Source organism: Pseudomonas sp. 10S4, from assembly GCF_034344865.1.
Classification (GTDB): domain Bacteria; phylum Pseudomonadota; class Gammaproteobacteria; order Pseudomonadales; family Pseudomonadaceae; genus Aquipseudomonas.
The window spans coordinates 3,087,609-3,108,428 of the sequence record NZ_CP133774.1; the positions used below are offsets into that span (position 1 = coordinate 3,087,609).

General features: G+C 59.3%; 18 protein-coding genes and 4 pseudogenes. 16 read left to right on the top strand and 6 right to left on the bottom strand.

What is annotated here, in order from left to right:
* Nucleotides 1–4 precede the first annotated feature (4 nt).
* From RHM58_RS14130 to RHM58_RS14140, 3 genes are all read right to left on the bottom strand, one after another.
* The gene (locus RHM58_RS14130; RefSeq protein WP_092272830.1) at nucleotides 5–736 is read right to left on the bottom strand and encodes a GntR family transcriptional regulator; all 732 of its coding nucleotides are present in this window, start codon (nucleotides 734–736) and stop codon (nucleotides 5–7) included.
* A gap of 492 nt (nucleotides 737–1,228) precedes the next feature.
* The gene (locus RHM58_RS14135) at nucleotides 1,229–1,732 is read right to left on the bottom strand and encodes a L,D-transpeptidase family protein (RefSeq protein WP_201200870.1); all 504 of its coding nucleotides are present in this window, start codon (nucleotides 1,730–1,732) and stop codon (nucleotides 1,229–1,231) included.
* 52 nt (nucleotides 1,733–1,784) lie between these two features.
* Nucleotides 1,785–2,336, bottom strand: a complete 552-nt coding sequence (locus tag RHM58_RS14140) for an NUDIX hydrolase (protein ID WP_201200872.1) — start codon at nucleotides 2,334–2,336, stop codon at nucleotides 1,785–1,787.
* Between the two features lie 303 nt (nucleotides 2,337–2,639).
* On the opposite strand from RHM58_RS14140, the gene RHM58_RS14145 reads away from it, so the two are divergent.
* The 5 genes and pseudogenes from RHM58_RS14145 to purT all read left to right on the top strand — a co-directional run bounded on the left by RHM58_RS14145 (nucleotide 2,640) and on the right by purT (nucleotide 5,955).
* A complete protein-coding gene (locus RHM58_RS14145) occupies nucleotides 2,640–3,239 on the top strand; it encodes a CoA pyrophosphatase (RefSeq protein ID WP_201195620.1) in 600 nt (199 codons plus the stop codon).
* A 55-nt stretch (nucleotides 3,240–3,294) separates the two neighbouring features.
* Complete coding sequence (locus RHM58_RS14150; RefSeq protein WP_201200874.1) at nucleotides 3,295–3,819, top strand: gamma carbonic anhydrase family protein; 525 nt, start codon at nucleotides 3,295–3,297, stop codon at nucleotides 3,817–3,819.
* Nucleotides 3,816–4,031 carry a DUF1289 domain-containing protein gene (locus RHM58_RS14155; RefSeq protein ID WP_201200876.1) on the top strand — a complete coding sequence of 72 codons (216 nt, stop codon included), beginning with the start codon at nucleotides 3,816–3,818 and terminating at the stop codon, nucleotides 4,029–4,031. Before RHM58_RS14150 ends, RHM58_RS14155 begins: the two co-directional genes overlap by 4 nt.
* A gap of 177 nt (nucleotides 4,032–4,208) precedes the next feature.
* Nucleotides 4,209–4,676 (top strand): VUT family protein, encoded by a 468-nt coding sequence (locus RHM58_RS14160; protein WP_201200880.1) that lies wholly within the window; start codon nucleotides 4,209–4,211, stop codon nucleotides 4,674–4,676.
* A 99-nt stretch (nucleotides 4,677–4,775) separates the two neighbouring features.
* Nucleotides 4,776–5,955, top strand: a pseudogene (gene purT / locus RHM58_RS14165) (formate-dependent phosphoribosylglycinamide formyltransferase).
* Between the two features lie 116 nt (nucleotides 5,956–6,071).
* Here purT and RHM58_RS14170 read toward each other — a convergent pair.
* From RHM58_RS14170 to RHM58_RS14180, 3 genes and pseudogenes are all read right to left on the bottom strand, one after another.
* Nucleotides 6,072–7,390, bottom strand: a pseudogene (locus tag RHM58_RS14170) (MFS transporter).
* A gap of 344 nt (nucleotides 7,391–7,734) precedes the next feature.
* Entirely contained in the window at nucleotides 7,735–8,976 is a 1,242-nt protein-coding gene (locus RHM58_RS14175) for a transporter associated domain-containing protein (protein ID WP_201256225.1), read from the bottom strand.
* A gap of 12 nt (nucleotides 8,977–8,988) precedes the next feature.
* Nucleotides 8,989–9,801: a cytochrome C assembly family protein gene (locus tag RHM58_RS14180; protein WP_201200891.1), complete on the bottom strand. Its 813-nt coding sequence runs from the start codon at nucleotides 9,799–9,801 to the stop codon at nucleotides 8,989–8,991.
* 210 nt (nucleotides 9,802–10,011) lie between these two features.
* Between RHM58_RS14180 and ffh the strand changes: the two are divergent.
* The 11 genes and pseudogenes from ffh (at nucleotide 10,012) to RHM58_RS14235 (ending at nucleotide 20,659) form a co-directional block, all read left to right on the top strand.
* Nucleotides 10,012–11,387, top strand: a pseudogene (gene ffh, locus RHM58_RS14185) (signal recognition particle protein).
* 250 nt (nucleotides 11,388–11,637) lie between these two features.
* The gene (rpsP, locus tag RHM58_RS14190) at nucleotides 11,638–11,889 is read left to right on the top strand and encodes a 30S ribosomal protein S16 (protein ID WP_201195607.1); all 252 of its coding nucleotides are present in this window, start codon (nucleotides 11,638–11,640) and stop codon (nucleotides 11,887–11,889) included.
* Nucleotides 11,890–11,894: 5 nt separating this feature from the next.
* Complete coding sequence (gene rimM / locus RHM58_RS14195) at nucleotides 11,895–12,431, top strand: ribosome maturation factor RimM (protein WP_201195606.1); 537 nt, start codon at nucleotides 11,895–11,897, stop codon at nucleotides 12,429–12,431.
* On the top strand, nucleotides 12,413–13,186 hold the full coding sequence (trmD, locus tag RHM58_RS14200) for a tRNA (guanosine(37)-N1)-methyltransferase TrmD (RefSeq protein WP_201200902.1): 774 nt from the start codon (nucleotides 12,413–12,415) through the stop codon (nucleotides 13,184–13,186). The genes rimM and trmD overlap by 19 nt, the downstream gene beginning before the upstream one ends.
* A 45-nt stretch (nucleotides 13,187–13,231) precedes the next feature.
* Nucleotides 13,232–13,582, top strand: a complete 351-nt coding sequence (rplS, locus tag RHM58_RS14205; RefSeq protein WP_003175895.1) for a 50S ribosomal protein L19 — start codon at nucleotides 13,232–13,234, stop codon at nucleotides 13,580–13,582.
* Between the two features lie 193 nt (nucleotides 13,583–13,775).
* Nucleotides 13,776–14,672 (top strand): annotated as a pseudogene (gene xerD / locus RHM58_RS14210) (site-specific tyrosine recombinase XerD).
* A 324-nt stretch (nucleotides 14,673–14,996) separates the two neighbouring features.
* Nucleotides 14,997–15,728, top strand: a complete 732-nt coding sequence (gene dsbC / locus RHM58_RS14215) for a bifunctional protein-disulfide isomerase/oxidoreductase DsbC (RefSeq protein WP_201200916.1) — start codon at nucleotides 14,997–14,999, stop codon at nucleotides 15,726–15,728.
* Between the two features lie 131 nt (nucleotides 15,729–15,859).
* Nucleotides 15,860–17,164 carry a homoserine dehydrogenase gene (locus RHM58_RS14220; protein ID WP_092281511.1) on the top strand — a complete coding sequence of 435 codons (1,305 nt, stop codon included), beginning with the start codon at nucleotides 15,860–15,862 and terminating at the stop codon, nucleotides 17,162–17,164.
* 66 nt (nucleotides 17,165–17,230) lie between these two features.
* Nucleotides 17,231–18,640 (top strand): threonine synthase, encoded by a 1,410-nt coding sequence (thrC, locus tag RHM58_RS14225; protein WP_201200918.1) that lies wholly within the window; start codon nucleotides 17,231–17,233, stop codon nucleotides 18,638–18,640.
* A gap of 120 nt (nucleotides 18,641–18,760) precedes the next feature.
* Nucleotides 18,761–20,140: a transporter substrate-binding domain-containing protein gene (locus RHM58_RS14230; RefSeq protein WP_322270603.1), complete on the top strand. Its 1,380-nt coding sequence runs from the start codon at nucleotides 18,761–18,763 to the stop codon at nucleotides 20,138–20,140.
* 111 nt (nucleotides 20,141–20,251) lie between these two features.
* On the top strand, nucleotides 20,252–20,659 hold the full coding sequence (locus RHM58_RS14235) for a response regulator (RefSeq protein ID WP_201256223.1): 408 nt from the start codon (nucleotides 20,252–20,254) through the stop codon (nucleotides 20,657–20,659).
* Nucleotides 20,660–20,820: the final 161 nt, after the last annotated feature.

Below are 20,820 nucleotides of genomic sequence, written 5' to 3' on the forward strand. Positions count from 1 at the left end.
CTCTTTATCTACGGAGCTCTGCGACAAAGTCGTAGTAGTCGTTGCGGCAATAGGTGTCGGTGACTTCGATCGGGGTGTTGTCTTCCAGATAGCCGACCCGGGTCATCAGCAACATGGCAGTGCCGGGGGCGATGCCGACCAGCGCGGCGAATTCGTCCGAGGCGTTGATCGCCTGAATGTGCTGCAAGGCGCGGACGATCGGTTTGCCGATGCCGTCGAGGAATTCGTAGAGGGAATCGCCCACCGCTTGCGGCTTGGGAATGATCGAGGCGGGCAGGGTGCTCATCTCGATCGCCATCACCGTGTCATCGGCTTTGCGCAGGCGTTTGAGCCGCGCGACCTTGTCGTTGGGCGAGAGGCCGAGGCGGATCAGTTCTTCGTGGGTTGGCGGGGTGATTTCCCGCTCCAGCCACTGCGAGCCGGGGACGAAGCCTTTGAGACGGAGCATTTCGCTGAAGCCGGAGAGGCGCGACAGCGGTTGTTCCAGGCGTGGGGTGATGAAGGTGCCGGAACCCTGGTTGCGGCGGATCAGGCCTTGATCGAACAAGACTTCCAGCGCCTTGCGCGCGGTGACGCGGGAGATGCCCAGCAATTCACTGAGGCTGCGCTCCGACGGCATGGCTTGTTCGGCTTTCCATTGGCCAGCGTGGATCGCCGCTTCCAGGTTGCGCGCCAGTTGCAGGTACAGCGGCGTCGGCTGGGAGTCGTCAGGACGTAGGGCCTGGATGTCATTCATGTAGGTTGTTTCCGATGCGGATATTGGATTGTTGTCGCCCGGTTGTAGGACGAAACGTAATACCACTTAAATACCATGTCAATGAGACCACTTTGCTCGAAGCGCAGGAAAACCGGGCCTGCTGGGCTGGTTTAGTGGGGGTTGGCTTTAAGTGGTATTACGGGCGGGGATTACAGAAGCAAAGATCGCAGCCTGCGGCAGCTCCTACAGTGGGAATTGGTATCTCCACCGTGGGAGCTGCCGAAGGCTGCGATCTTTTGATTTATTTTTTCGGAGGGCGACAGAAGGTAGCGGTCGAGAGAGGGGATTTGCGGCGACGCGATGCTTTTGTGGCGAGGGAGCTTGCTCCCGCTGGGGCGCGAAGCGGCCCTAAAATCAGAGAGCGCGGTGCCAGATCAAATTTGGGGCCGCTTCGCAGCCCAGCGGGAGCAAGCTCCCTCGCCACAAAAAGCCCCCTGGCCGCAAAGGCTCGGCGCAATTGCAGAAGAGGGGTTAAGGCCGAATCTCGATCATCGTGCCATCCGGCACAAGTCCCCAGACCTCGCGCATGTCCATGTTGCGCATGGCGATGCAGCCGTCGGTCCAGTCCAGGGTGTGGAACAGGTTTTCCGGGTAGTCGTAGGTGTCGGGGGTGCCGTGGATCATGATCATGCCGCCGGGATCGACGCCTTCGCGCCGGGAGCGAGCGGAATCGGCAATGTTCGGGTAGGAGATGTGCATCGCCAGGTTGAAACGGTCACTGACCTTGCGCCAATCCACCCAGTAAAAACCCTCTGGCGTGCGCTTGTCGCCTTCCATCAGCTTCGCGCCCCGGGGTTGTTTGCCCAAGGAGATACGGTAGGTTCGTAGCGGCTTGCCGTCGGCGATCAATTGCAATTGATGGGCGGATTTGAGTATCAGCACTTTTTCGATGGGCTTGCCATCCAGAGTGACCACGGTGGAGGCCTGGGACACGACAACGAATGACAGGCAAAACAGGGCAAGCAACCAGCGCATTGAAACGATATCCCTAGAGGTGTCGCGACTATTTATAAGTACTGATAAGAGCTTAGATGATGGCTGGCTGAGTCAGTGGCGGAATCGACTCGGAACGCACCGGGTAGACCTCCGTCTGCCGGTCAGCGAAGAAGCATTCTAAAGTACGGCCCACCGTGCGGAAAGCCAGCTCGGACCAAGGGATATCGGCTTCTTCGAAAAGCTGCACTTCCAGGCTCTCGGGGCCGGCGCAAAAGTCCAGGTCCACCAGCTCGGCGCGGAAGAATACATGCACCTGACTGATGTGCGGCACATCAATCAGCGTATAGATGCTCAGGTTGCGGACCCGGGCGCAGGCTTCTTCGGCGGTCTCGCGCACGGCGGCCTGCTCGACAGTCTCGCCGTTTTCCATGAAGCCGGCAGGCAGCGTCCAGTAGCCGAGTCGTGGCTCGATGGCTCGCCGGCACAGCAACACCTTCGAGCCCCAGGTCGCGACGCAACCGGCGACGATATTGGGGTTCTGATAGTGAATGGTCTGACAGCTGTCACAGACAAATCGCAGGCGCGAATCGCCTTCGGGAATGCGCTGGGTGACCGGGTTGCCGCACTGGCTGCAAAATTTCATGCTTGGGTTCCTGAATGCTGCGCCTATCTTGGCGTGCGGCAGTGTCTGTCGGCAAGTTGTCGTTTCGCGACATGCGGTAGTTCGGGGGTTGGGCGGTCGGTGTGATTGGTGCATGATGCATAGGGTCTGTTGACGTTTGCTGGCGAACCGCGTTGCAGTGCCAACGCGTGCGAGGCAAGGCGCGGGATGCAGCTAATGTCTGTTCCCTTGGCAAATCCCGCAACGCAGCATCGCGCGCGTTGGCGCGCAACGCGGTCGTCAGCAAACGTCAACAGACCCTACAGGCACAGATCGAGAACACTCATGCTGGACGAGCTACTGCATCGGGTAAGCAACCACACGCCACGCACCCTGGAAACCGACAAGCGTTTCCCCGAGGCGGCGGTACTCGTGCCGATCACCCGCAGTGACGAACCGGAACTGGTTCTGACCCTGCGCGCCAGCGGGCTCTCGACCCATGGCGGCGAAGTCGCCTTCCCCGGCGGGCGACGCGACCCCGAAGACCCTGACCTTATTTTCACTGCCTTACGCGAAGCCGAAGAAGAAATCGGCCTGCCGCCGGGGCTGGTGGAAGTGATCGGCCCGCTCAGTCCGCTGATCTCCCTGCACGGCATCAAGGTCACGCCCTATGTCGGCGTCATTCCTGATTACGTCGAATACCTGGCCAACGATGCCGAAATTGCGGCTGTGTTCAGCGTGCCTCTGGAGTTCTTTCGAGAAGACCCGCGCGAACACACGCATCGCATCGATTACCAGGGTCGCAGTTGGTATGTGCCGAGCTATCGTTATGGTGAATACAAGATCTGGGGTTTGACCGCGATCATGATCGTCGAGTTGATCAACCTGCTTTATGACGCCGACATCAGCCTGCACCACCCACCCAAAAGCTTTATCAATATTTGAAGCCATCTTTCGTATGGCAAGACAGCGCGGCTGCCTGAGCCTTGAGGACAATAAGATGAAATATCGCCTGGGCGACGCCCGCGTCGAAACCCATCCACAGAGCTGGGTTGCCCCCAATGCTGTGCTGGTGGGCAAGGTCAAGCTGGAAGAGGGCGCCAATGTCTGGTTCAACGCCGTGTTGCGTGGCGACAATGAACTGATCCTGATCGGCAAGAACAGCAACGTCCAGGACGGCACGGTGATGCACACCGACATGGGCTACCCGCTGATCATCGGCACCGGCGTGACCATCGGCCACAACGCCATGCTCCACGGGTGCACGGTGGGCGACTACAGCCTGATCGGCATCAACGCGGTGATCCTCAACGGCGCGAAAATCGGCAAGAACTGCATCATCGGCGCCAACTCGCTGATCGGTGAAGGCAAGGAGATCCCGGACGGTTCGCTGGTCATGGGCTCGCCGGGCAAGGTTGTGCGCGAACTCACCGAGCCACAGAAGAAAATGCTCGAAGCCAGCGCCGCCCACTATGTGCATAACTCGCAGCGCTACGCCCGCGATCTGGTCGAGCAGGAAGAATGAACGCCACTGAACGACCGGTGCTATCCCCCTGCGTAAACATTTGCGCACTGGATGAGCAGGATATTTGCACCGGGTGCCAGCGCACGGTGGAAGAGATTACCCGTTGGAGCCGGATGGACAATGCGGAGCGGCGCAAGGTGTTGGGTTTGTGTCATGAGCGGGCCAAGTCGAGCGGGTTGCTTTGGATGATCGGGGTCAAATCCGATAATTGAGGTGCGGCCTTCGCGAGCAAGCCCGCTCCCACAGTAGACCGAGTTGTCTTGGCGGGCGCGGTCCAATGTGGGAGCGGGCTTGCTCGCGAAGAGGCCATCACCCTCACTACCTCTCTTGGCCCAATTCACCTGTCTGAAGTACCCTGTCCACCAAACTGACAGGTATCCCCACGCCCCATGCTCTTCCTGATCTCCTACATCAGCAGCGTCGTGCTGATCAACTACGCCTTTTCCACCGCCCCGCACCTGGACATCATCTGGTCGGCCTGGGGCGGGCTGGTGTTTGTGCTGCGCGACATGGTGCAAACCCGCTTCGGCCACGGCGCCATCGCCGCGATGCTGGCGGCGCTGGTGCTGTCTTACGTGACGTCCGATCCATCCATCGCCCTGGCCAGTGCCACGGCATTCGCGGTGTCCGAGTGCATCGACTGGCTGGTGTTCAGCATCACCAAGCGCCCGTTGCACGATCGGCTGTGGATAAGTTCGGCCCTGAGCATTCCCCTCGATACCTTCATCTTCTTTGGCATGATCGGCGCGTTCACCCCGGCCGTCATCCTCACCGCCATGGGCTCGAAGTTCGTCGGGGTGACGGCCGTCTGGCTGATCATGGCCTGGCGCCTGCGCAAACAGGCCGTCGCCAGCTAAAGCCAAACCCTCAGGTTCATGTAAAATGCCGCGCTTTCTCCCCATGGGAAGCGCGCCAAGCGTTGTTCCCTCGATGATCCGCTTCTTTGAGGACCTGAGATGACCCGTATCGGAACTCCATTGTCGCCAACCGCGACCCGCGTATTGCTGTGTGGCTGTGGCGAGTTGGGCAAGGAAGTGGTGATCGAGCTGCAACGCCTGGGCGTTGAAGTGATTGCCGTCGATCGTTACGCCAACGCGCCGGCCATGCAAGTCGCCCATCGCAGCCATGTGATCAACATGCTCGACGGCGCCGCCCTGCTGCCGTAATCGAAGCCGAGAAGCCGCACTTCATCGTGCCGGAAATCGAAGCCATCGCCACCGCGACCCTGGTCGAGCTGGAAGCCGAAGGCTTCACCGTGATCCCGACCGCGCGCGCCGCGCTGCTGACCATGAACCGCGAAGGCATCCGTCGCCTGGCCGCTGAAGAGCTGGACCTGCCGACCTCGCCGTACCACTTCGCCGACACCTTTGAGGATTACAGCAAAGCTGTCGAAGACCTCGGTTTCCCATGCGTGGTCAAACCGGTGATGAGTTCCTCGGGCAAAGGCCAGAGCCTGCTGCGCAGCGCCGCTGACGTGAAAACCGCGTGGGACTACGCCCAGGAAGGGGGCGTGCCGGTAAAGGTCGGGTGATCATCGAAGGCTTCATCGACTTCGACTACGAAATCACCTTGCTGACTGTGCGTCACGTCGGCGGCACCACGTTCTGCGCGCCGGTCGGTCACCGTCAGGAGAAGGGCGACTACCAGGAATCCTGGCAGCCACAAGCCATGAGCCCGATTGCCCTGGCTGAATCCGAGCGCGTCGCCAAAGCCGTGACCGAAGCCTTGGGTGGTCGTGGTCTGTTTGGCGTCGAGTTGTTCATCAAAGGTGATCAGGTGTGGTTCAGCGAAGTGTCGCCGCGCCCGCATGACACTGGCTTGGTGACCCTGATTTCCCAGGACCTGTCGCAGTTCGCGCTGCATGCTCGGGCGATTCTGGGGCTGCCGATTCCGTTGATCCGTCAGTTCGGGCCTTCGGCTTCGGCGGTGATTCTGGTGGAAGGGCAGTCGACTCAGACCGCTTTCTCCAACCTCGGTGCGGCATTGAGCGAACCGGATACGGCGTTGCGTCTGTTCGGTAAGCCTGAAGTTAACGGTCAGCGCCGGATGGGCGTGGCGTTGGCACGGGATGAATCGATTGAAGCGGCTCGTGCTAAAGCGACCCGTGCATCTCAGGCTGTTGTAGTAGAGCTGTAAACCGAGGCGCGGCTATCGCGAGCAAGCTCGCTCCCACAGGGTTCTTGGTTGTCCACAGATTGTGTGTACACCCCCGATTCCCATGTGGGAGCGAGCTTGCTCGCGATGGCGGTCTATCAGGCCACCCGATTCAAATCGTTGTGACGCGTCTCTTTCAGGCACAGCACCGCTATCAAGCTGAGCACCGCCGCCCCCGACACATACCCGCCGACATAACTCAAACCCCCCATCGCCACCAGTTTCTGCGCAAAGAACGGCGCCGCTGAGGCCCCGACTATGCCGCCGAGGTTGTAGGCTGCCGACGCACCGGTATAGCGCACGTGAGTCGGAAACAGCTCCGGCAACAACGCGCCCATCGGCGCAAATGTCACGCCCATCAGAAACAGCTCGATGCACAAGAACAGCGCCACGCCCCAGGTCGTGCCGTGGGTCAGCAGCGGTTCCATCAAGAACCCGGACAGAATCGCCAGCACGCCACCGATGATCAGCACTGGTTTGCGCCCGTAACGGTCACTGGCCCACGCCGATAAAGGCGTAGCGGCGGCCATGAACAGTACGGCAAAGCACAGCAGCGCGAGGAAGGTTTCGCGGGTGTAGCCCAACGTCGATACGCCATAACTCAGGGAAAACACCGTCGAGATATAGAACAGCGCGTAGCAGACCACCATCGACCCGGCACCCAGCAACATCGGCGCCCAGTATTGGCTGAACAGCTCGACCAGCGGGATCTTCACCCGTTCCTGACGGGCCATGGCATTGGCGAACACCGGAGTTTCGTGGAGTTTGAGGCGCACGTACAGGCCGACCATCACCAGTAAGGCGCTCAACAGGAACGGAATCCGCCAGCCCCAGGCGCGGAACTGTTCGTCGTTCAGGGTCATGGCCAGCGTCAGGAACAAACCGTTGGCCGCCAGGAAGCCGATCGGCGCGCCGACCTGCGGGAAGGTTCCGTACCAGGCGCGTTTGCCCTTCGGAGCGCATTCTCCGTTGCTAACAGCGCCGCGCCGCCCCATTCGCCGCCCAATCCCAGGCCTTGGCCGAAGCGCAGCACACAGAGCAGGATCGGCGCCCAAGCCCCGATGCTGTCGTAACCCGGCAGCACACCAATCAGCGTGGTGCAGACGCCCATCAGCAGCAACGACGCGACCAGTGTCGATTTGCGCCCAATGCGGTCGCCGAAGTGGCCAAACAGTGCTGAACCCAATGGTCGTGCAAGGAAGGCAATGCCGAACGTGAGAAACGCCGAGAGCATCTGGGCAGTGCCGGAGGTCTGTGGAAAGAACACCGGCCCGATCACCAGCGCGGCGGCGGTGGCATAGACGTAAAAATCGTAGAACTCGATGGCAGTGCCGATGAAGCTCGCGGTGGCCACGCGGGTGGCGGAGTTCGTCGGTTGGACAGGCGCGGTGTCGCTGTAAACGGTGCTGGTCGTCATGCGGTGATCCCTGACAGTCATGCTCCAGTGGAGCGAATTATTATGGTCGAACACCCAGGGATGTGGGTTTAACGCAGCGTGCGGGTAGCACTGGGGTAGGGCGGGGCTTGGGTAAGCGGCTCGATTATAGGAAGGCGGCTAATGATTCAACAAGGGGCTTAGAGTTTGCGGGGGCTTAGTGGTTATGGGGGCAACCCCAATGCCAGTCAGTCAGGTGAATTCCATGTGGGAGCGGGCTTGCTCGCGAAAGCGGGCTATCAGTCAACATCTCTGCTGAATATGAAATCGCCTTCGCGAGCAAGCCCGCTCCCACTGGGTTCTGCGCCTTAAGCAAAAGGACCGCGTCAGATTTTGGAAAGCACCGGAACCGAACTGGTATGCCACACCATCACCCGAGTAACCCGGTTGTCTTCGGTCTCGAGAATCTCCAACCGATAACGCCCGATCTTCAGGCAAACCGCGCTTTCGGGAATGGTTTCCAGCGCCTCGGTCACCAAGCCGTTCAGGGTTTTTGGCCCATCGCTGGGCAGGTGCCAGCCCAGGCTCTTGTTCAGTTCGCGAATCGACGCCGCGCCCTCAATCACCAGTCGACCATCGGCCTGCGGGTGGACATGTGGGTTGTCCAGGCTGTGCTCGCTTTCGAACTCGCCGACGATTTCCTCGAGGATATCTTCCAGGGTGACGATGCCAAGCACTTCGCCGTACTCGTCCACCACCATGCCCAAACGCCGCTGTTGCTTGTGGAAGTTCAGCAGTTGCAGTTGCAGCGGAGTGCTTTCCGGGACGAAGTACGGTTCGTGGCTGGCCGCCAGCAACGCTTCGACCGTCAGGCTTGCGTCCGGCAGCAGATGGCGGATCTGCCGGGTGTTGAGCACGGCTTCGACCTGGTTGATGTCGCTATGGAACACCGGCAGGCGCGTGCGGCGGTTTTTGCGCAACTGTTCGATGATCTCTTCGATGGAGTCGTCGAGGTTGATCCCGTCGACCTCACTGCGCGGCACCAGGATGTCGTTGACCGTGATGTTGTCCAGGGCGTGGATGCCCGACAGCGCGTGCGGGCGGCAGTTGGCGTGTTCCTGATCGTCGTGGCGCTCCGCCGGCGCCTCGTCTTCGCTCTGTTGCACCACGTTGACCTTGCGGGCGAACGGTCGCATCAGCAATTGACTGAAGCCATTGAGCAGCCAGGCGATGGGATAGATGATTTTCAGCGGCGCGCCGAGCAAGGTGTTGCCCAGGCTCAGAATCGCGTCCGGATAGCGTACGGCGAGGGTGCGAGGCAGGTAGTCGGCGAGCACCAACAAGATGGCGCCGGCTCCGAGGCAGGCGGCCCATGGGCCCTTTTCCGCCCAGGCGAAAATCGCCAGCAATGTGGCGATGACCATGACCAGTGCACGGCACAGGGTGTTGCAGAGGATCAGGCTGTTGAGCGGGAAGTTCAGCTTCGCCACAGGTTTGTCACTGGCGCGCGACGCCGTGCGTTGGGCCAGCAGGTGCTGTTGCGCGACTTCGATGGCGGTAAACAGCCCCGACCACAGAATCAGCAGAACCATCACTGCGAGCATCGGCCCTATGGGCAAGTCGTCCATTATTGCCGCCCGTCAGATGTGCAGAATGTATTCACGAACCAGCTTGCTGCCGAAATAGGCCAGCATCAGCAGGCAGAAACCGGCGAGGGTCCAGCGGATCGCCTTATGCCCGCGCCAGCCGAGGCGATTACGGCCCCAGAGCAATACGCTGAAGACGATCCAGGCCAGGCAGGCCAGCAGGGTCTTGTGTACCAGATGTTGGGCAAACAGGTTCTCGACGAACAGCCAGCCTGAGATCAGCGACAGCGACAGCAGCGTCCAGCCGGCCCAGAGGAAGCCGAACAGCAGGCTTTCCATGGTTTGCAGCGGCGGGAAGTTCTTGATCAGCCCGGACGGATGCTTGTTTTTGAGCTGGTGGTCTTGCACCAGCAACAGCAAGGCCTGGAACACCGCGATGGTGAACATGCCGTAGGCGAGGATCGACAACAGAATGTGGGCGAGGATGCCTGGCTCCTCATCGATGATCTGCACCGTACCGGCCGGGGCGAACTGTGCCAGCAGCACGGTTGCGGCCCCGAGCGGGAACAGCAACACCAGCAGGTTCTCGACCGGAATCCGCGAGCAGGCCAGCAGGGTCAGGGCGATAACCGCCGCGGCAATCAGGCTGGCGGCGCTGAAGAAGTCCAGGCCCAGGCCGATCGGCGTCAGCAAATGAGTGAACAGACTGGCGCTGTGGGCCAGCACGGCCAATACGCCGAGCGTGACCAACAGGCGCTTGTTCGCCTTGGCGCCACTGGCCAGACGAGTGCCCTGATAGAGGGTCGCAGCGGCATATAAGCAGGCGGCGGCGAGGGTAGTAAGCAAACTCGGTGACAAGGGGAGCATAAATCCTGTTAGGCAAGCCCGAAAGGCGCTGAGTTTGGCATAGAACCCTCATTGCACGAAAGACCATACAACCTGACAGCGAGGTGTCCGCCGGACGCAGTCTTCGCTATAATCCGCGACCTGCCCACGCCGCAGGCTCGCCGAGCACATGTTTATTCCGGTCTGGGCCGCCATTATCCCGGTCTACACAGGGCCTGAAAGGATCGCGCAATGTTTGAAAACTTAACCGACCGTCTCTCGCAGACGCTGCGCCATGTCACCGGCAAGGCCAAGCTGACCGAGGACAACATCAAAGACACCCTGCGCGAAGTGCGCATGGCGTTGCTCGAAGCCGACGTCGCCCTGCCGGTGGTCAAGGACTTCGTCAATTCGGTCAAGGAACGCGCCGTCGGCACCGAGGTGTCGCGCAGCCTGACGCCGGGCCAGGCCTTCGTGAAGATCGTCCAGGCCGAACTCGAAAGCCTGATGGGCGCGGCCAACGAAGACCTGAACCTGAGCGCCGTTCCGCCAGCCGTCGTGCTGATGGCCGGTTTGCAGGGCGCTGGTAAAACCACCACCGCCGGTAAACTCGCGCGCTTCCTTAAAGAGCGCAAAAAGAAATCGGTCATGGTCGTGTCCGCGGACGTTTACCGTCCGGCCGCGATCAAGCAGCTGGAAATGCTTGCCGCTGAAGTGGGTGTTACCTTCTTCCCGTCCGACCTGAGCCAGAAGCCGGTCGACATCGCGCAAGCAGCTATTAAAGAAGCAAAACTGAAATTCATCGACGTGGTGATCGTCGATACCGCCGGTCGTCTGCACATCGACGAAGAGATGATGGGCGAGATCAAGGCGCTGCATGCCGCGATCAACCCGGTCGAAACCCTGTTCGTGGTCGACGCCATGACCGGCCAGGACGCCGCCAACACGGCCAAGGCCTTCGGTGATGCGCTGCCGCTGACCGGTGTGATCCTGACCAAGGTCGACGGCGACGCTCGGGGCGGTGCCGCCCTGTCGGTCCGCGCTATCACTGGCAAGCCGATCAAGTTCATCGGTATGGGTGAGAAGAGCGAAGCGCTCGAACCGTTCCACCCTGAGCGTATTGCTTCGCGCATCCTCGGCATGGGCGACGTGCTCAGCCTGATCGAACAGGCCGAAGCGACCCTCGACAAGGACAAGGCCGACAAACTGGCCAAGAAGCTGAAGAAGGGCAAGGGCTTCGACCTCGAAGACTTCCGCGATCAGCTGCAACAGATGAAGAATATGGGCGGCCTCGGCGGCCTCATGGACAAGCTGCCGAACATCGGCGGCGAGACCTGGCGCAAATGGGCAATGCCCAGGGCGCGGCAGAGAAACAGTTCAAGCAGATGGAAGCCATCATCAATTCCATGACCCCGGCCGAACGCCGCGACCCTGACCTGATCAGCGGTTCGCGTAAACGTCGGATTTCGTTGGGTTCCGGCACCCAGGTGCAGGACATCGGTCGCTTGATCAAGCAGCACAAGCAGATGCAGAAGATGATGAAGAAATTCTCCGCAAAAGGCGGAATGGCCAAAATGATGCGCGGCATGGGCGGTATGTTGCCCGGCGGCGGCATGCCGAAAATGTAAAGAATTCGCGCCGGCAGTCATGTCGGCGCAGTACCACAGAAATGTGGGAACTCCAGCAAACCCGCACTTGGCGGGAGCTGACTGGCCGTTTTCAACGACGGCTCTATAGCAAATCTGGATGACGACCGAAAGGCCGTCGGAAAAAGACATTTGCAAAAGTCCGGATATTCCTTAGAATATGCGGCCTTTCGGGCACCTATGCCCGCTGTGCCTTTAGATTTGCAGCACCGACTACAGGAACGATGTTCACATGCTAACAATCCGTCTTGCCCTTGGCGGCTCCAAAAAGCGCCCGTTTTACCACTTGACCGTAACCGACAGCCGCAACCCGCGCGACGGTTCGCACAAAGAACAGGTTGGTTTCTTCAACCCTGTTGCTCGTGGTCAAGAAATCCGTCTGTCCGTGAACCAAGAGCGCGTAGCCTACTGGCTGAGCGTTGGTGCACAACCTTCTGAGCGTGTTGCTCAGTTGTTGAAGGATGCATCTAAGGCTGCGGCCTGAGCAATATGAACGCGACGCCAGCCATTGCTGATGATTTGATCGTTATCGGCAAGATCTATTCTGTTCATGGCGTTCGCGGCGAAGTGAAGGTTTACTCCTTTACTGATCCGACTGAAAACCTGTTGCAATACAAAACCTGGACGCTCAAGCGCGAAGGCAGCGTCAAACAGGTTGAGCTGGTCAGCGGACGAGGGAACGACAAGTTCCTGGTCGCAAAGCTCAAGGATCTTGATGACCGTGAAGAAGCTCGTCTTCTGGCCGGTTATGAGATCTGCGTGCCGCGCAACCTGTTCCCTGAATTGACCGACGGCGAGTACTACTGGTACCAGCTGGAAGGTCTGAAGGTTATTGACCAACTCGGGCAATTGCTCGGGAAGATCGATCATCTTCTGGAAACCGGCGCCAATGATGTAATGGTGGTCAAGCCTTGCGCTGGCAGCCTGGATGATCGCGAACGCCTGTTGCCCTATACGGAGCAATGCGTGTTGGTTGTCGACCTTGCCGCAGGCGAGATGAAGGTGGAATGGGATGCGGACTTCTAAGCGTGGCTAACTTGCGCGTAGAAGTGATCAGTTTGTTTCCCGAGATGTTCTCCGCCATCAGCGAGTACGGCATCACCAGTCGTGCGGTGAAACAGGGGCTGTTGCAGCTCACCTGTTGGAATCCGCGAGACTACACGACGGATCGACATCACACTGTGGACGATCGCCCATTTGGCGGTGGCCCGGGCATGGTGATGAAGATCAAGCCCCTGGAAGATGCTCTGGTTCAGGCCAAGGCAGCAGCCGGGGAGGCGGCGAAGGTAATTTACCTGTCCCCCCAAGGCCGTCAACTGACTCAGTCGGCGGTACGCGAGTTGGCGAATTCGGATGCATTGATCCTGATTGCCGGCCGCTATGAAGGCATTGACGAGCGTTTTATTGATGCTCATGTCGATGAAGAGTGGTCGATTGGCGACTATGTACTGTCTGGCGGCGAGCTGCCGGCGATGGTCCTGATCGATGCGGTTACACGACTGCTGCCTGGAGCTTTAGGGCATGCAGACTCCGCCGAGGAAGATTCCTTTACGGATGGTCTGCTGGATTGCCCGCACTACACCCGACCGGAGGTGTATGCGGATCAGCGTGTTCCCGACGTGTTGCTAAGTGGCAATCACGCGCATATCCGGCGATGGCGTTTACAGCAGTCCCTTGGTAGGACCTTTGAACGACGCGCCGATCTTCTGGAAAGCCGCTCGCTTTCTGGAGAAGAGAAGAAGCTGCTCGAGGAATACATCCGCGAGCGGGACGATAGTTAACAACGTATCGATGGTAGATCCGACGATTTACCTTAGGAGCACAGCATGACTAACAAAATCATCCTTGCACTCGAAGCAGAGCAGATGACCAAAGAGATCCCTACCTTTGCCCCGGGCGACACTATTGTCGTTCAGGTGAAAGTGAAGGAAGGCGACCGTTCGCGTCTGCAAGCGTTCGAAGGTGTTGTTATCGCCAAGCGTAACCGCGGCGTAAACAGTGCATTCACCGTTCGTAAAATCTCCAACGGTGTTGGCGTAGAGCGTACTTTCCAGACCTACAGCCCGCAAATCGACAGCATGGCCGTTAAACGTCGCGGTGACGTACGTAAAGCCAAGCTGTACTACCTGCGTGACCTGTCCGGTAAAGCAGCTCGCATCAAGGAAAAACTGGCTTAAGTCCAGCTTCCGATGCAGAAAAAAGCAGCCTACGGGCTGCTTTTTTGTTGCCTGCGATTTACCTCGGATAAGCCTGTGGGAGCGTGGCTTGCCCGCGAATCGATCCATTAAACGCCGCAATGACAACAGGCCCTGTAAAGCCACAGCAGGCTATGAAAGACTTGCCGTCAGTTTTCCAGTTGCCTGAGCCTCTATGCCCGCCATCGACCATCCCCTCATAGACCAATTCCTCGACGCCCTGTGGCTGGAGAAAGGCCTTTCCGACAACACCCGCGATGCCTATCGCAGCGACCTGGCGCTGTTCAACGGTTGGTTGCAGGAAAAGAACCTGGAGCTGATCAACGCCGGCCGCGAGCTGATCCTCGACCACTTGGCCTGGCGCCTTGAGCAAAACTACAAACCCCGCTCCACCGCGCGTTTTCTCTCTGGCGTGCGTGGCTTCTATCGCTATCTGTTGCGGGAAAAGCTGATCGGCGTCGATCCGACTTTGCGCGTCGATATGCCGCAACTCGGCAGGCCGCTGCCAAAATCCTTGTCGGAAGCGGATGTGGAGGCTCTGTTAAAAGCCCCGGACTTGAGCGAAGCCATCGGCCAACGTGACCGCGCCATGCTTGAAGTGCTGTACGCCTGCGGCTTGCGGGTGACCGAATTGATCAGCCTGACTCTGGAGCAGGTCAACCTGCGTCAGGGTGTGTTGCGGGTGATGGGCAAGGGCAGCAAGGAGCGTCTGGTGCCAATGGGCGAGGAAGCGATTGTCTGGGTCGAGCGCTATATGCGTGACGGCCGTGGCGAACTGCTCGGCGGGCGCCTCGCGATGTGATGTTCCCGAGCCAGCGCGGCGAACAGATGACCCGCCAGACCTTCTGGCATCGCATCAAGCACCAGGCCAAGGTCGCCGGGATCGGCAAGTCGCTGTCGCCGCATACCTTGCGCCATGCCTTCGCCACGCATCTGCTCAACCACGGTGCTGACCTGCGGGTGGTGCAAATGCTGCTCGGCCACAGCGACCTGTCGACCACCCAGATCTACACCTCATGTCGCTCGAGCGCGCCTGCAAGACCTGCATGCCAAACACCACCCGCGCGGCTGACATAATTCCTGAAATTGAAATGCTGACCTGTGGCGAGGGGGTTTACCCCCGTTGGGTTGAGAAGCAGCCCCAAAAATCGTCACTCGGTTTAACTAAAGACACCGGGAGTCTCGGTTTGCGACTGCTGCGCAGCCGAACGGGGGTGAACCCCCTCGCCACAATGAGTATTGCCAATCGTGCATCGTGTTTTCTCTTGCATCACCCGCATTCGGCCACGCCAGCCTTATGTGGTAGGCTTTGCCGGTTTGCACGATGGGCGTTTATGACCCGGTGTTTCGGCACGGGCGTTCTGATCGTCCCATTTGTCCGCCTTCAGGAGTTCTCATGCGTCTGACCCATATTTTCGCCGCCGCAGCCATTGCGTTGGTCAGCACCTTTGCCGTCGCCGATGACGCGGCTGACAAAGCCATTCGTAAAAGCCTGGAAAGCCTCCAGCTGGATACACCGATCGAAACCATCAGCGCGAGCCCGCTGGCCGGTCTGTATGAAGTCAAACTCAAGGGCAGTCGCGTGCTCTATGCCAGCGCCGACGGCCAGTACGTGGTTCAGGGCTATATGTTCCAGCTCCAGGACGGTAAACCGGTCAACCTGACCGAGAAAACCGAACGCCTGGGCATTTCCAAACTGATCAACGACATTCCGGTCGCAGAAACCGTGGTCTACCCGGCCATCGGCGAAACCAAGTCGCACATCACCGTCTTCACCGACACCACCTGCCCGTACTGCCACAAACTGCACGCCGAAGTACCTGAGCTGAACAAGCGCGGCATCGAAGTGCGTTACGTGGCGTTCCCGCGCCAGGGCCTGGGCTCGCCGGGTGACGAACAGCTGCAAGCTGTGTGGTGCTCGAAAGACAAGAAAGCCGCGATGGACAAGATGGTCGATGGCAAGGAAATCAAGGCCGCCAAGTGCGATAACCCGGTTTCCAAGCAGTTCGCCCTTGGTCAGTCGATCGGTGTGAACGGCACGCCGGCCATCGTTTTGGCCGACGGTCAGGTCATTCCGGGCTACCAGCCTGCGCCACAAGTCGCCAAACTGGCGCTGGACGCGAAATAATTCGCATCGTCACGGTCAGCCTTTGACGATCATGGTTCGGCGGTAACTTCGCCGGACCATTAATAGAGAGCCGCAGCATGCGGCTGTTTTCACGGCCGACCTTGCGTCGGCCGTTTTATGGGGAGTTCACAGTGAAACCGGTCAAAGTAGGCATCTGTGGGTTAGGGACCGTCGGTGGCGGTACCTTCAACGTACTTCAGCGCAACGCCGAGGAAATTGCTCGTCGTGCCGGGCGTGGAATCGAAGTGGCACAAATTGCCATGCGCACGCCAAAGCCTCAGTTCCAAACGACCGGTATTGCGATTACCAACGATGTCTTCGAAGTGGCCACGAACCCTGAGATCGACATCGTTATAGAGCTGATGGGTGGCTACACCGTTGCCCGTGAGCTGGTACTCAAGGCCATCGAGAATGGCAAGCATGTGGTCACCGCGAACAAGGCACTGATCGCCGTTCACGGTAATGAAATTTTCGCCAAGGCTCGTGAGAAGGGCGTAATCGTTGCGTTTGAAGCGGCGGTTGCCGGTGGCATTCCGGTGATCAAGGCAATCCGTGAAGGTTTGTCCGCCAACCGCATCAACTGGGTCGCCGGCATCATCAACGGCACCGGCAACTTCATCCTCACCGAGATGCGCGAGAAGGGTCGCACCTTCGAAGACGTACTTGCCGAGGCGCAAGCCCTGGGTTACGCCGAAGCCGATCCGACCTTCGACGTTGAAGGCATCGACGCAGCTCACAAGCTGACGATCCTGGCGTCCATCGCGTTCGGCATTCCGCTGCAATTCGACAAGGCCTACACCGAGGGCATCACCAAGCTGACCACTGCTGACGTGAACTACGCCGAAGCGCTGGGCTACCGCATCAAGCACTTGGGCGTGGCCCGCAGCACTGCGGCCGGTATCGAACTGCGTGTGCACCCGACGCTGATCCCGGCTGATCGCCTGATCGCCAACGTCAACGGCGTGATGAACGCGGTAATGGTCAACGGTGACGCTGCCGGTTCGACCCTGTTCTACGGCGCTGGCGCCGGCATGGAGCCGACCGCTTCGTCGGTGATCGCCGACCTGGTGGACGTGGTTCGCGCCATGACCTCGGACCCGGAAAACCGTGTGCCGCATCTGGCCTTCCAGCCGGACTCGCTGTCGGCGCACCCGATCCTGCCGATCGAAGCTTGCGAAAGCGCTTACTACCTGCGGATTCAGGCCAAGGACCATCCAGGCGTGCTGGCCCAAGTGGCGAGCATCCTGTCGGAACGCGGCATCAACATCGAATCGATCATGCAGAAGGAAGTCGAGGAACACGACGGCCTGGTGCCGATGATCCTGCTGACCCACCGTGTGCTGGAACAGCACATGAACGACGCGATCGCCGCCCTCGAAGCGCTGGCGGGCGTGGTCGGTCCAGTTGTGCGGATCCGCGTCGAGCACCTGAACTAAGCCGTTATCGTTCACCGGGCTCGCGTGCGGGCCCGGGTTTGCGAACACTGTCTATTGGAGCCAGTCATGCGTTATATCAGTACCCGCGGCCAGGCACCGGCCCTGAATTTCGAAGACGTTTTGCTGGCCGGTCTGGCCACTGACGGCGGCCTGTACGTGCCGGAATGCCTGCCACGTTTCACCCAGGAAGAAATCGCTTCCTGGGCCGGCCTGCCGTATCACGAGCTGGCCTTCCGGGTGATGCGCCCGTTCGTTGCCGGCAGCATTCCTGATGCCGATTTCAAAAAGATTCTTGAAGAAACCTACGGTGTGTTTTCCCACAGCGCCGTTGCACCGCTGCGTCAGCTGAACGGCAACGAGTGGGTCCTGGAGCTGTTCCACGGCCCGACCCTGGCGTTCAAAGACTTCGCCCTGCAACTGCTCGGTCGTTTGCTCGACTACGTGCTGGAAAAACGCGGCGAGCGCGTGGTGATCGTCGGTGCGACCTCCGGTGATACCGGTTCGGCCGCCATCGAAGGCTGCAAGCACTGCGAAAACGTCGACATCTTCATCCTGCACCCGCACAACCGTGTGTCTGAAGTGCAGCGTCGCCAGATGACCACCATCTTCGGCGAGAACATCCACAACATCGCCATCGAAGGCAACTTCGATGACTGCCAGGAAATGGTCAAGAACAGCTTCGCCGACCAGAGCTTCCTGAAAGGCACGCGCCTGGTAGCCGTGAACTCGATCAACTGGGCGCGGATCATGGCCCAGATCGTTTACTACTTCCACGCAGCCCTGCAACTGGGTGGCCCGGCGCGTTCGGTGTCGTTCTCGGTACCGACCGGCAACTTCGGCGACATCTTCGCCGGTTACCTGGCGCGCAATATGGGCCTGCCGATCAACCAGTTGATCGTCGCCACCAACCGCAACGACATCCTGCACCGTTTCATGAGCGGCAATCAGTACGTCAAGGAAACCCTGCACGCCACGCTGTCGCCGTCGATGGACATCATGGTGTCGTCGAACTTCGAACGTCTGCTGTTCGACCTGCACGGTCGCAATGGCGCTGCAATTGCCGGTTTGATGGACAGCTTCAAGCAAGGTGGCGGTTTTAGCGTCGAACAGGAACGCTGGACCGAAGCCCGCAAACTGTTCGATTCCCTGGCCGTGGATGACGCGCAAACCTGCGAAACCATCGCCGAGGTCTTCGAACAGACGGGCGAGTTGCTGGACCCGCATACCGCCATCGGCGTCAAAGCCGCACGCGAGTGCCGCCGTAGCCTGGATATCCCGATGGTGATCCTGGGCACCGCTCATCCGGTCAAATTCCCGGATGCAGTGGAAAAAGCCGGTGTAGGAAAAGCTCTCGAACTACCTGCACATCTTTCTGATTTGTTTGAGAGAGAAGAGCGTTGCACGGTGTTGCCGAACGACTTGAAAGCCGTGCAGGCCTTTGTCAGTCAGCATGGTAACCGCGGCAAGCCTCTCTAAACCCGCAAAGCTGTCACATTTTGAAGCCCGTCTCCTGACGGGCTTTCTTGTTTCTGCGTGCCACACTTGTCGCGTTTTCGCCCCTGAAGGACGGGCGAGTTGATCACGAAGGAAGTGGCAATGCGGTTTTTGAGAGGGTTCAGACCAGCCATGTGCTGGATTTTTTTGTTGGGCACCCTGGGCTTTGGCCCATGTGGATTGGCCGCGCAGTTGGCGACTTATGAGTCCCGGGAATCAGTCGTCGGTACAGCCATCGGGCTTGACGCTCTGGAGCGGCAATGGGTTCGCGAGCACCCGAAGGTGATCGTCGCGTCTATGCAGTACCCGCTTTACCTGTTCAAGGATGAACATGGCCACTGGGTTGGTTTGAACAACGATGTGCTCAATCAGATCAGTGCCATGACAGGGCTGCTGTTTATCCATGAAGAGTCGTTTTCCACCGATCAATTGCTTGGGCGCCTGGAAAGCGGCGAGGCGGATATGAGCACTACGCTGGCGATGAATGACCCACGCAAAGTGTTTCTGGATTTCAGTCATGCGTTTGGCGGTTCTGGCTGGGCGTTGGTCGGACGCTCGGGGGCGCCGCTGTTGCAGTCGTTGGAGCAGTTGTCGGAAAGGATTCTGGTATTACCTGCCAGGCATGCACTGGAAGAGACTATTCGTCGTGACTATTCGGACATCCAGCTGCGTACGGTCAAGACCTACGCCGAAGCTCGTGCGCTGGTTGAAAGTGGCGAAGCCTACGCCACCATCGAGAACGAAACCGGGGCGCAGCTGTATCCATTGGGGCTGCTGAAGGTAGGACATACGGTGGAAGGTATGTGGGAAGCCGACCATCTGTCCGTGCGCAAGGGGCAACCAGAACTGCTGAGCATCCTCAACAAGGCCCTTGAAGCCTTTCCGCCGGCCGAGCTGCGGGCCATTCGCCTGAAATGGCTCGAAGGTATTGCCCCCAAGCCTGCGCTCCCACTCTGGCGGCGTGTGACCCAATGGGGTTGCTGGGGAATGTTTATCGTCAGTATGTTCGGCGTGCTTTCCCTGTTCTGGAACCGACGACTGGCCGCACTGATCAAGCAGCGCCTGGACGCCGAGAAAGACCTCAGCGACCAGCTCGCTTTTCAGCATGCGTTGATCGATGCGATGCCCGATCCAATGTTTGTTCGTGATTTGGAGGGGCGTTTGATCATGTGCAACAAAAGCTATGAGGAAGGATTGTCGACCCGTTTCGACCAGGTTCAGGGGCGGCAGTTGATCGAAGTCGATGTCATGCCCAAGGAGACCGCCGAAATGTTGCATGCCGAGTTCATCTCCCAGCTCAATACACGCAAGACCCGGTTCAGTCATCGTCAGTTGCGGTTCAACAACGGTGTGAGGGACATCTACCAATGGACCGTGCCGTTTTACAGTGCAGACGGGCAGTTGCGCGGGCTGCTGGGAGGATGGACCGATATAGGCCAGCGCAGAGGCTCGGGTCAGTGTCGGTGTTCCTCGCGAATTTAGGAATTGTCCTATGGAGCGCGACTACTTTTCCGATGGGAGCCTGAAGGAGGCTCCCCTAGAGTGGTTGGCAACTGCGGTGAGAGTCCGCGAGTGTCGTTCCAGAGGTCGCTTATGCGCTCGCTCAAAATTCTGATTCTTGAACACAACCCTTTCCAGATGATGGCGTTGCACCAGATGCTCAACGCCGTGGGTATCTATGACGTGCTCACGGCGCCGTCAATGGCGGCGGCGCTGCGTTCCCTGGGTCGCAGGGGCGCGGTCGATATCGCGTTGTGCGATCCGCAACTCAAGGGCGGCGACGGGTTGGCATTGGTGCGACATCTGGTGGAGCACCACGAGGCACGCGCACTGATTCTGCTCGGGAGTGTGGTGTCGAGCGTCATGCCGGACTTGAAGGCGCTGCTAGCCACCAGCGACGTCAAACTCCTGGGGCACCTGCATACCCCCGTTTCTGCGGTGTTGATGCGAAGGCTGCTGGATGCCTATCTGCAGCAGGCAGCACTTCAAGTCAGGGCCTGAAGCCGGCTGTTTTATCCCTGTCATCTTTGCGGTGCATGCTCTATTTCCCGCAGATGCAGGTACCGTTCGCGGTCGGTATCCAGAACTTTCTTCTCGGGGCAGTGGTCATTTACTGTAGACACGCCCTCCCAGGCACTTTGTTTTCGGACTATTGAGTGGTG

What these genes read in the sequence shown, in the direction of transcription:
- RHM58_RS14130 (WP_092272830.1), bottom strand. Translation starts at nt 736, where the DNA reads ATGAATGACATCCAGGCCCTACGTCCTGACGACTCCCAGCCGACGCCG.
- RHM58_RS14135 (WP_201200870.1), bottom strand. Translation starts at nt 1,732, where the DNA reads ATGCGCTGGTTGCTTGCCCTGTTTTGCCTGTCATTCGTTGTCGTGTCC.
- RHM58_RS14140 (WP_201200872.1), bottom strand. Translation starts at nt 2,336, where the DNA reads ATGAAATTTTGCAGCCAGTGCGGCAACCCGGTCACCCAGCGCATTCCC.
- RHM58_RS14145 (WP_201195620.1), top strand. Translation starts at nt 2,640, where the DNA reads ATGCTGGACGAGCTACTGCATCGGGTAAGCAACCACACGCCACGCACC.
- RHM58_RS14150 (WP_201200874.1), top strand. Translation starts at nt 3,295, where the DNA reads ATGAAATATCGCCTGGGCGACGCCCGCGTCGAAACCCATCCACAGAGC.
- RHM58_RS14155 (WP_201200876.1), top strand. Translation starts at nt 3,816, where the DNA reads ATGAACGCCACTGAACGACCGGTGCTATCCCCCTGCGTAAACATTTGC.
- RHM58_RS14160 (WP_201200880.1), top strand. Translation starts at nt 4,209, where the DNA reads ATGCTCTTCCTGATCTCCTACATCAGCAGCGTCGTGCTGATCAACTAC.
- RHM58_RS14175 (WP_201256225.1), bottom strand. Translation starts at nt 8,976, where the DNA reads ATGGACGACTTGCCCATAGGGCCGATGCTCGCAGTGATGGTTCTGCTG.
- RHM58_RS14180 (WP_201200891.1), bottom strand. Translation starts at nt 9,801, where the DNA reads ATGCTCCCCTTGTCACCGAGTTTGCTTACTACCCTCGCCGCCGCCTGC.
- rpsP (WP_201195607.1), top strand. Translation starts at nt 11,638, where the DNA reads ATGCTAACAATCCGTCTTGCCCTTGGCGGCTCCAAAAAGCGCCCGTTT.
- rimM (WP_201195606.1), top strand. Translation starts at nt 11,895, where the DNA reads ATGAACGCGACGCCAGCCATTGCTGATGATTTGATCGTTATCGGCAAG.
- trmD (WP_201200902.1), top strand. Translation starts at nt 12,413, where the DNA reads ATGGGATGCGGACTTCTAAGCGTGGCTAACTTGCGCGTAGAAGTGATC.
- rplS (WP_003175895.1), top strand. Translation starts at nt 13,232, where the DNA reads ATGACTAACAAAATCATCCTTGCACTCGAAGCAGAGCAGATGACCAAA.
- dsbC (WP_201200916.1), top strand. Translation starts at nt 14,997, where the DNA reads ATGCGTCTGACCCATATTTTCGCCGCCGCAGCCATTGCGTTGGTCAGC.
- thrC (WP_201200918.1), top strand. Translation starts at nt 17,231, where the DNA reads ATGCGTTATATCAGTACCCGCGGCCAGGCACCGGCCCTGAATTTCGAA.
- RHM58_RS14230 (WP_322270603.1), top strand. Translation starts at nt 18,761, where the DNA reads ATGCGGTTTTTGAGAGGGTTCAGACCAGCCATGTGCTGGATTTTTTTG.
- RHM58_RS14235 (WP_201256223.1), top strand. Translation starts at nt 20,252, where the DNA reads ATGCGCTCGCTCAAAATTCTGATTCTTGAACACAACCCTTTCCAGATG.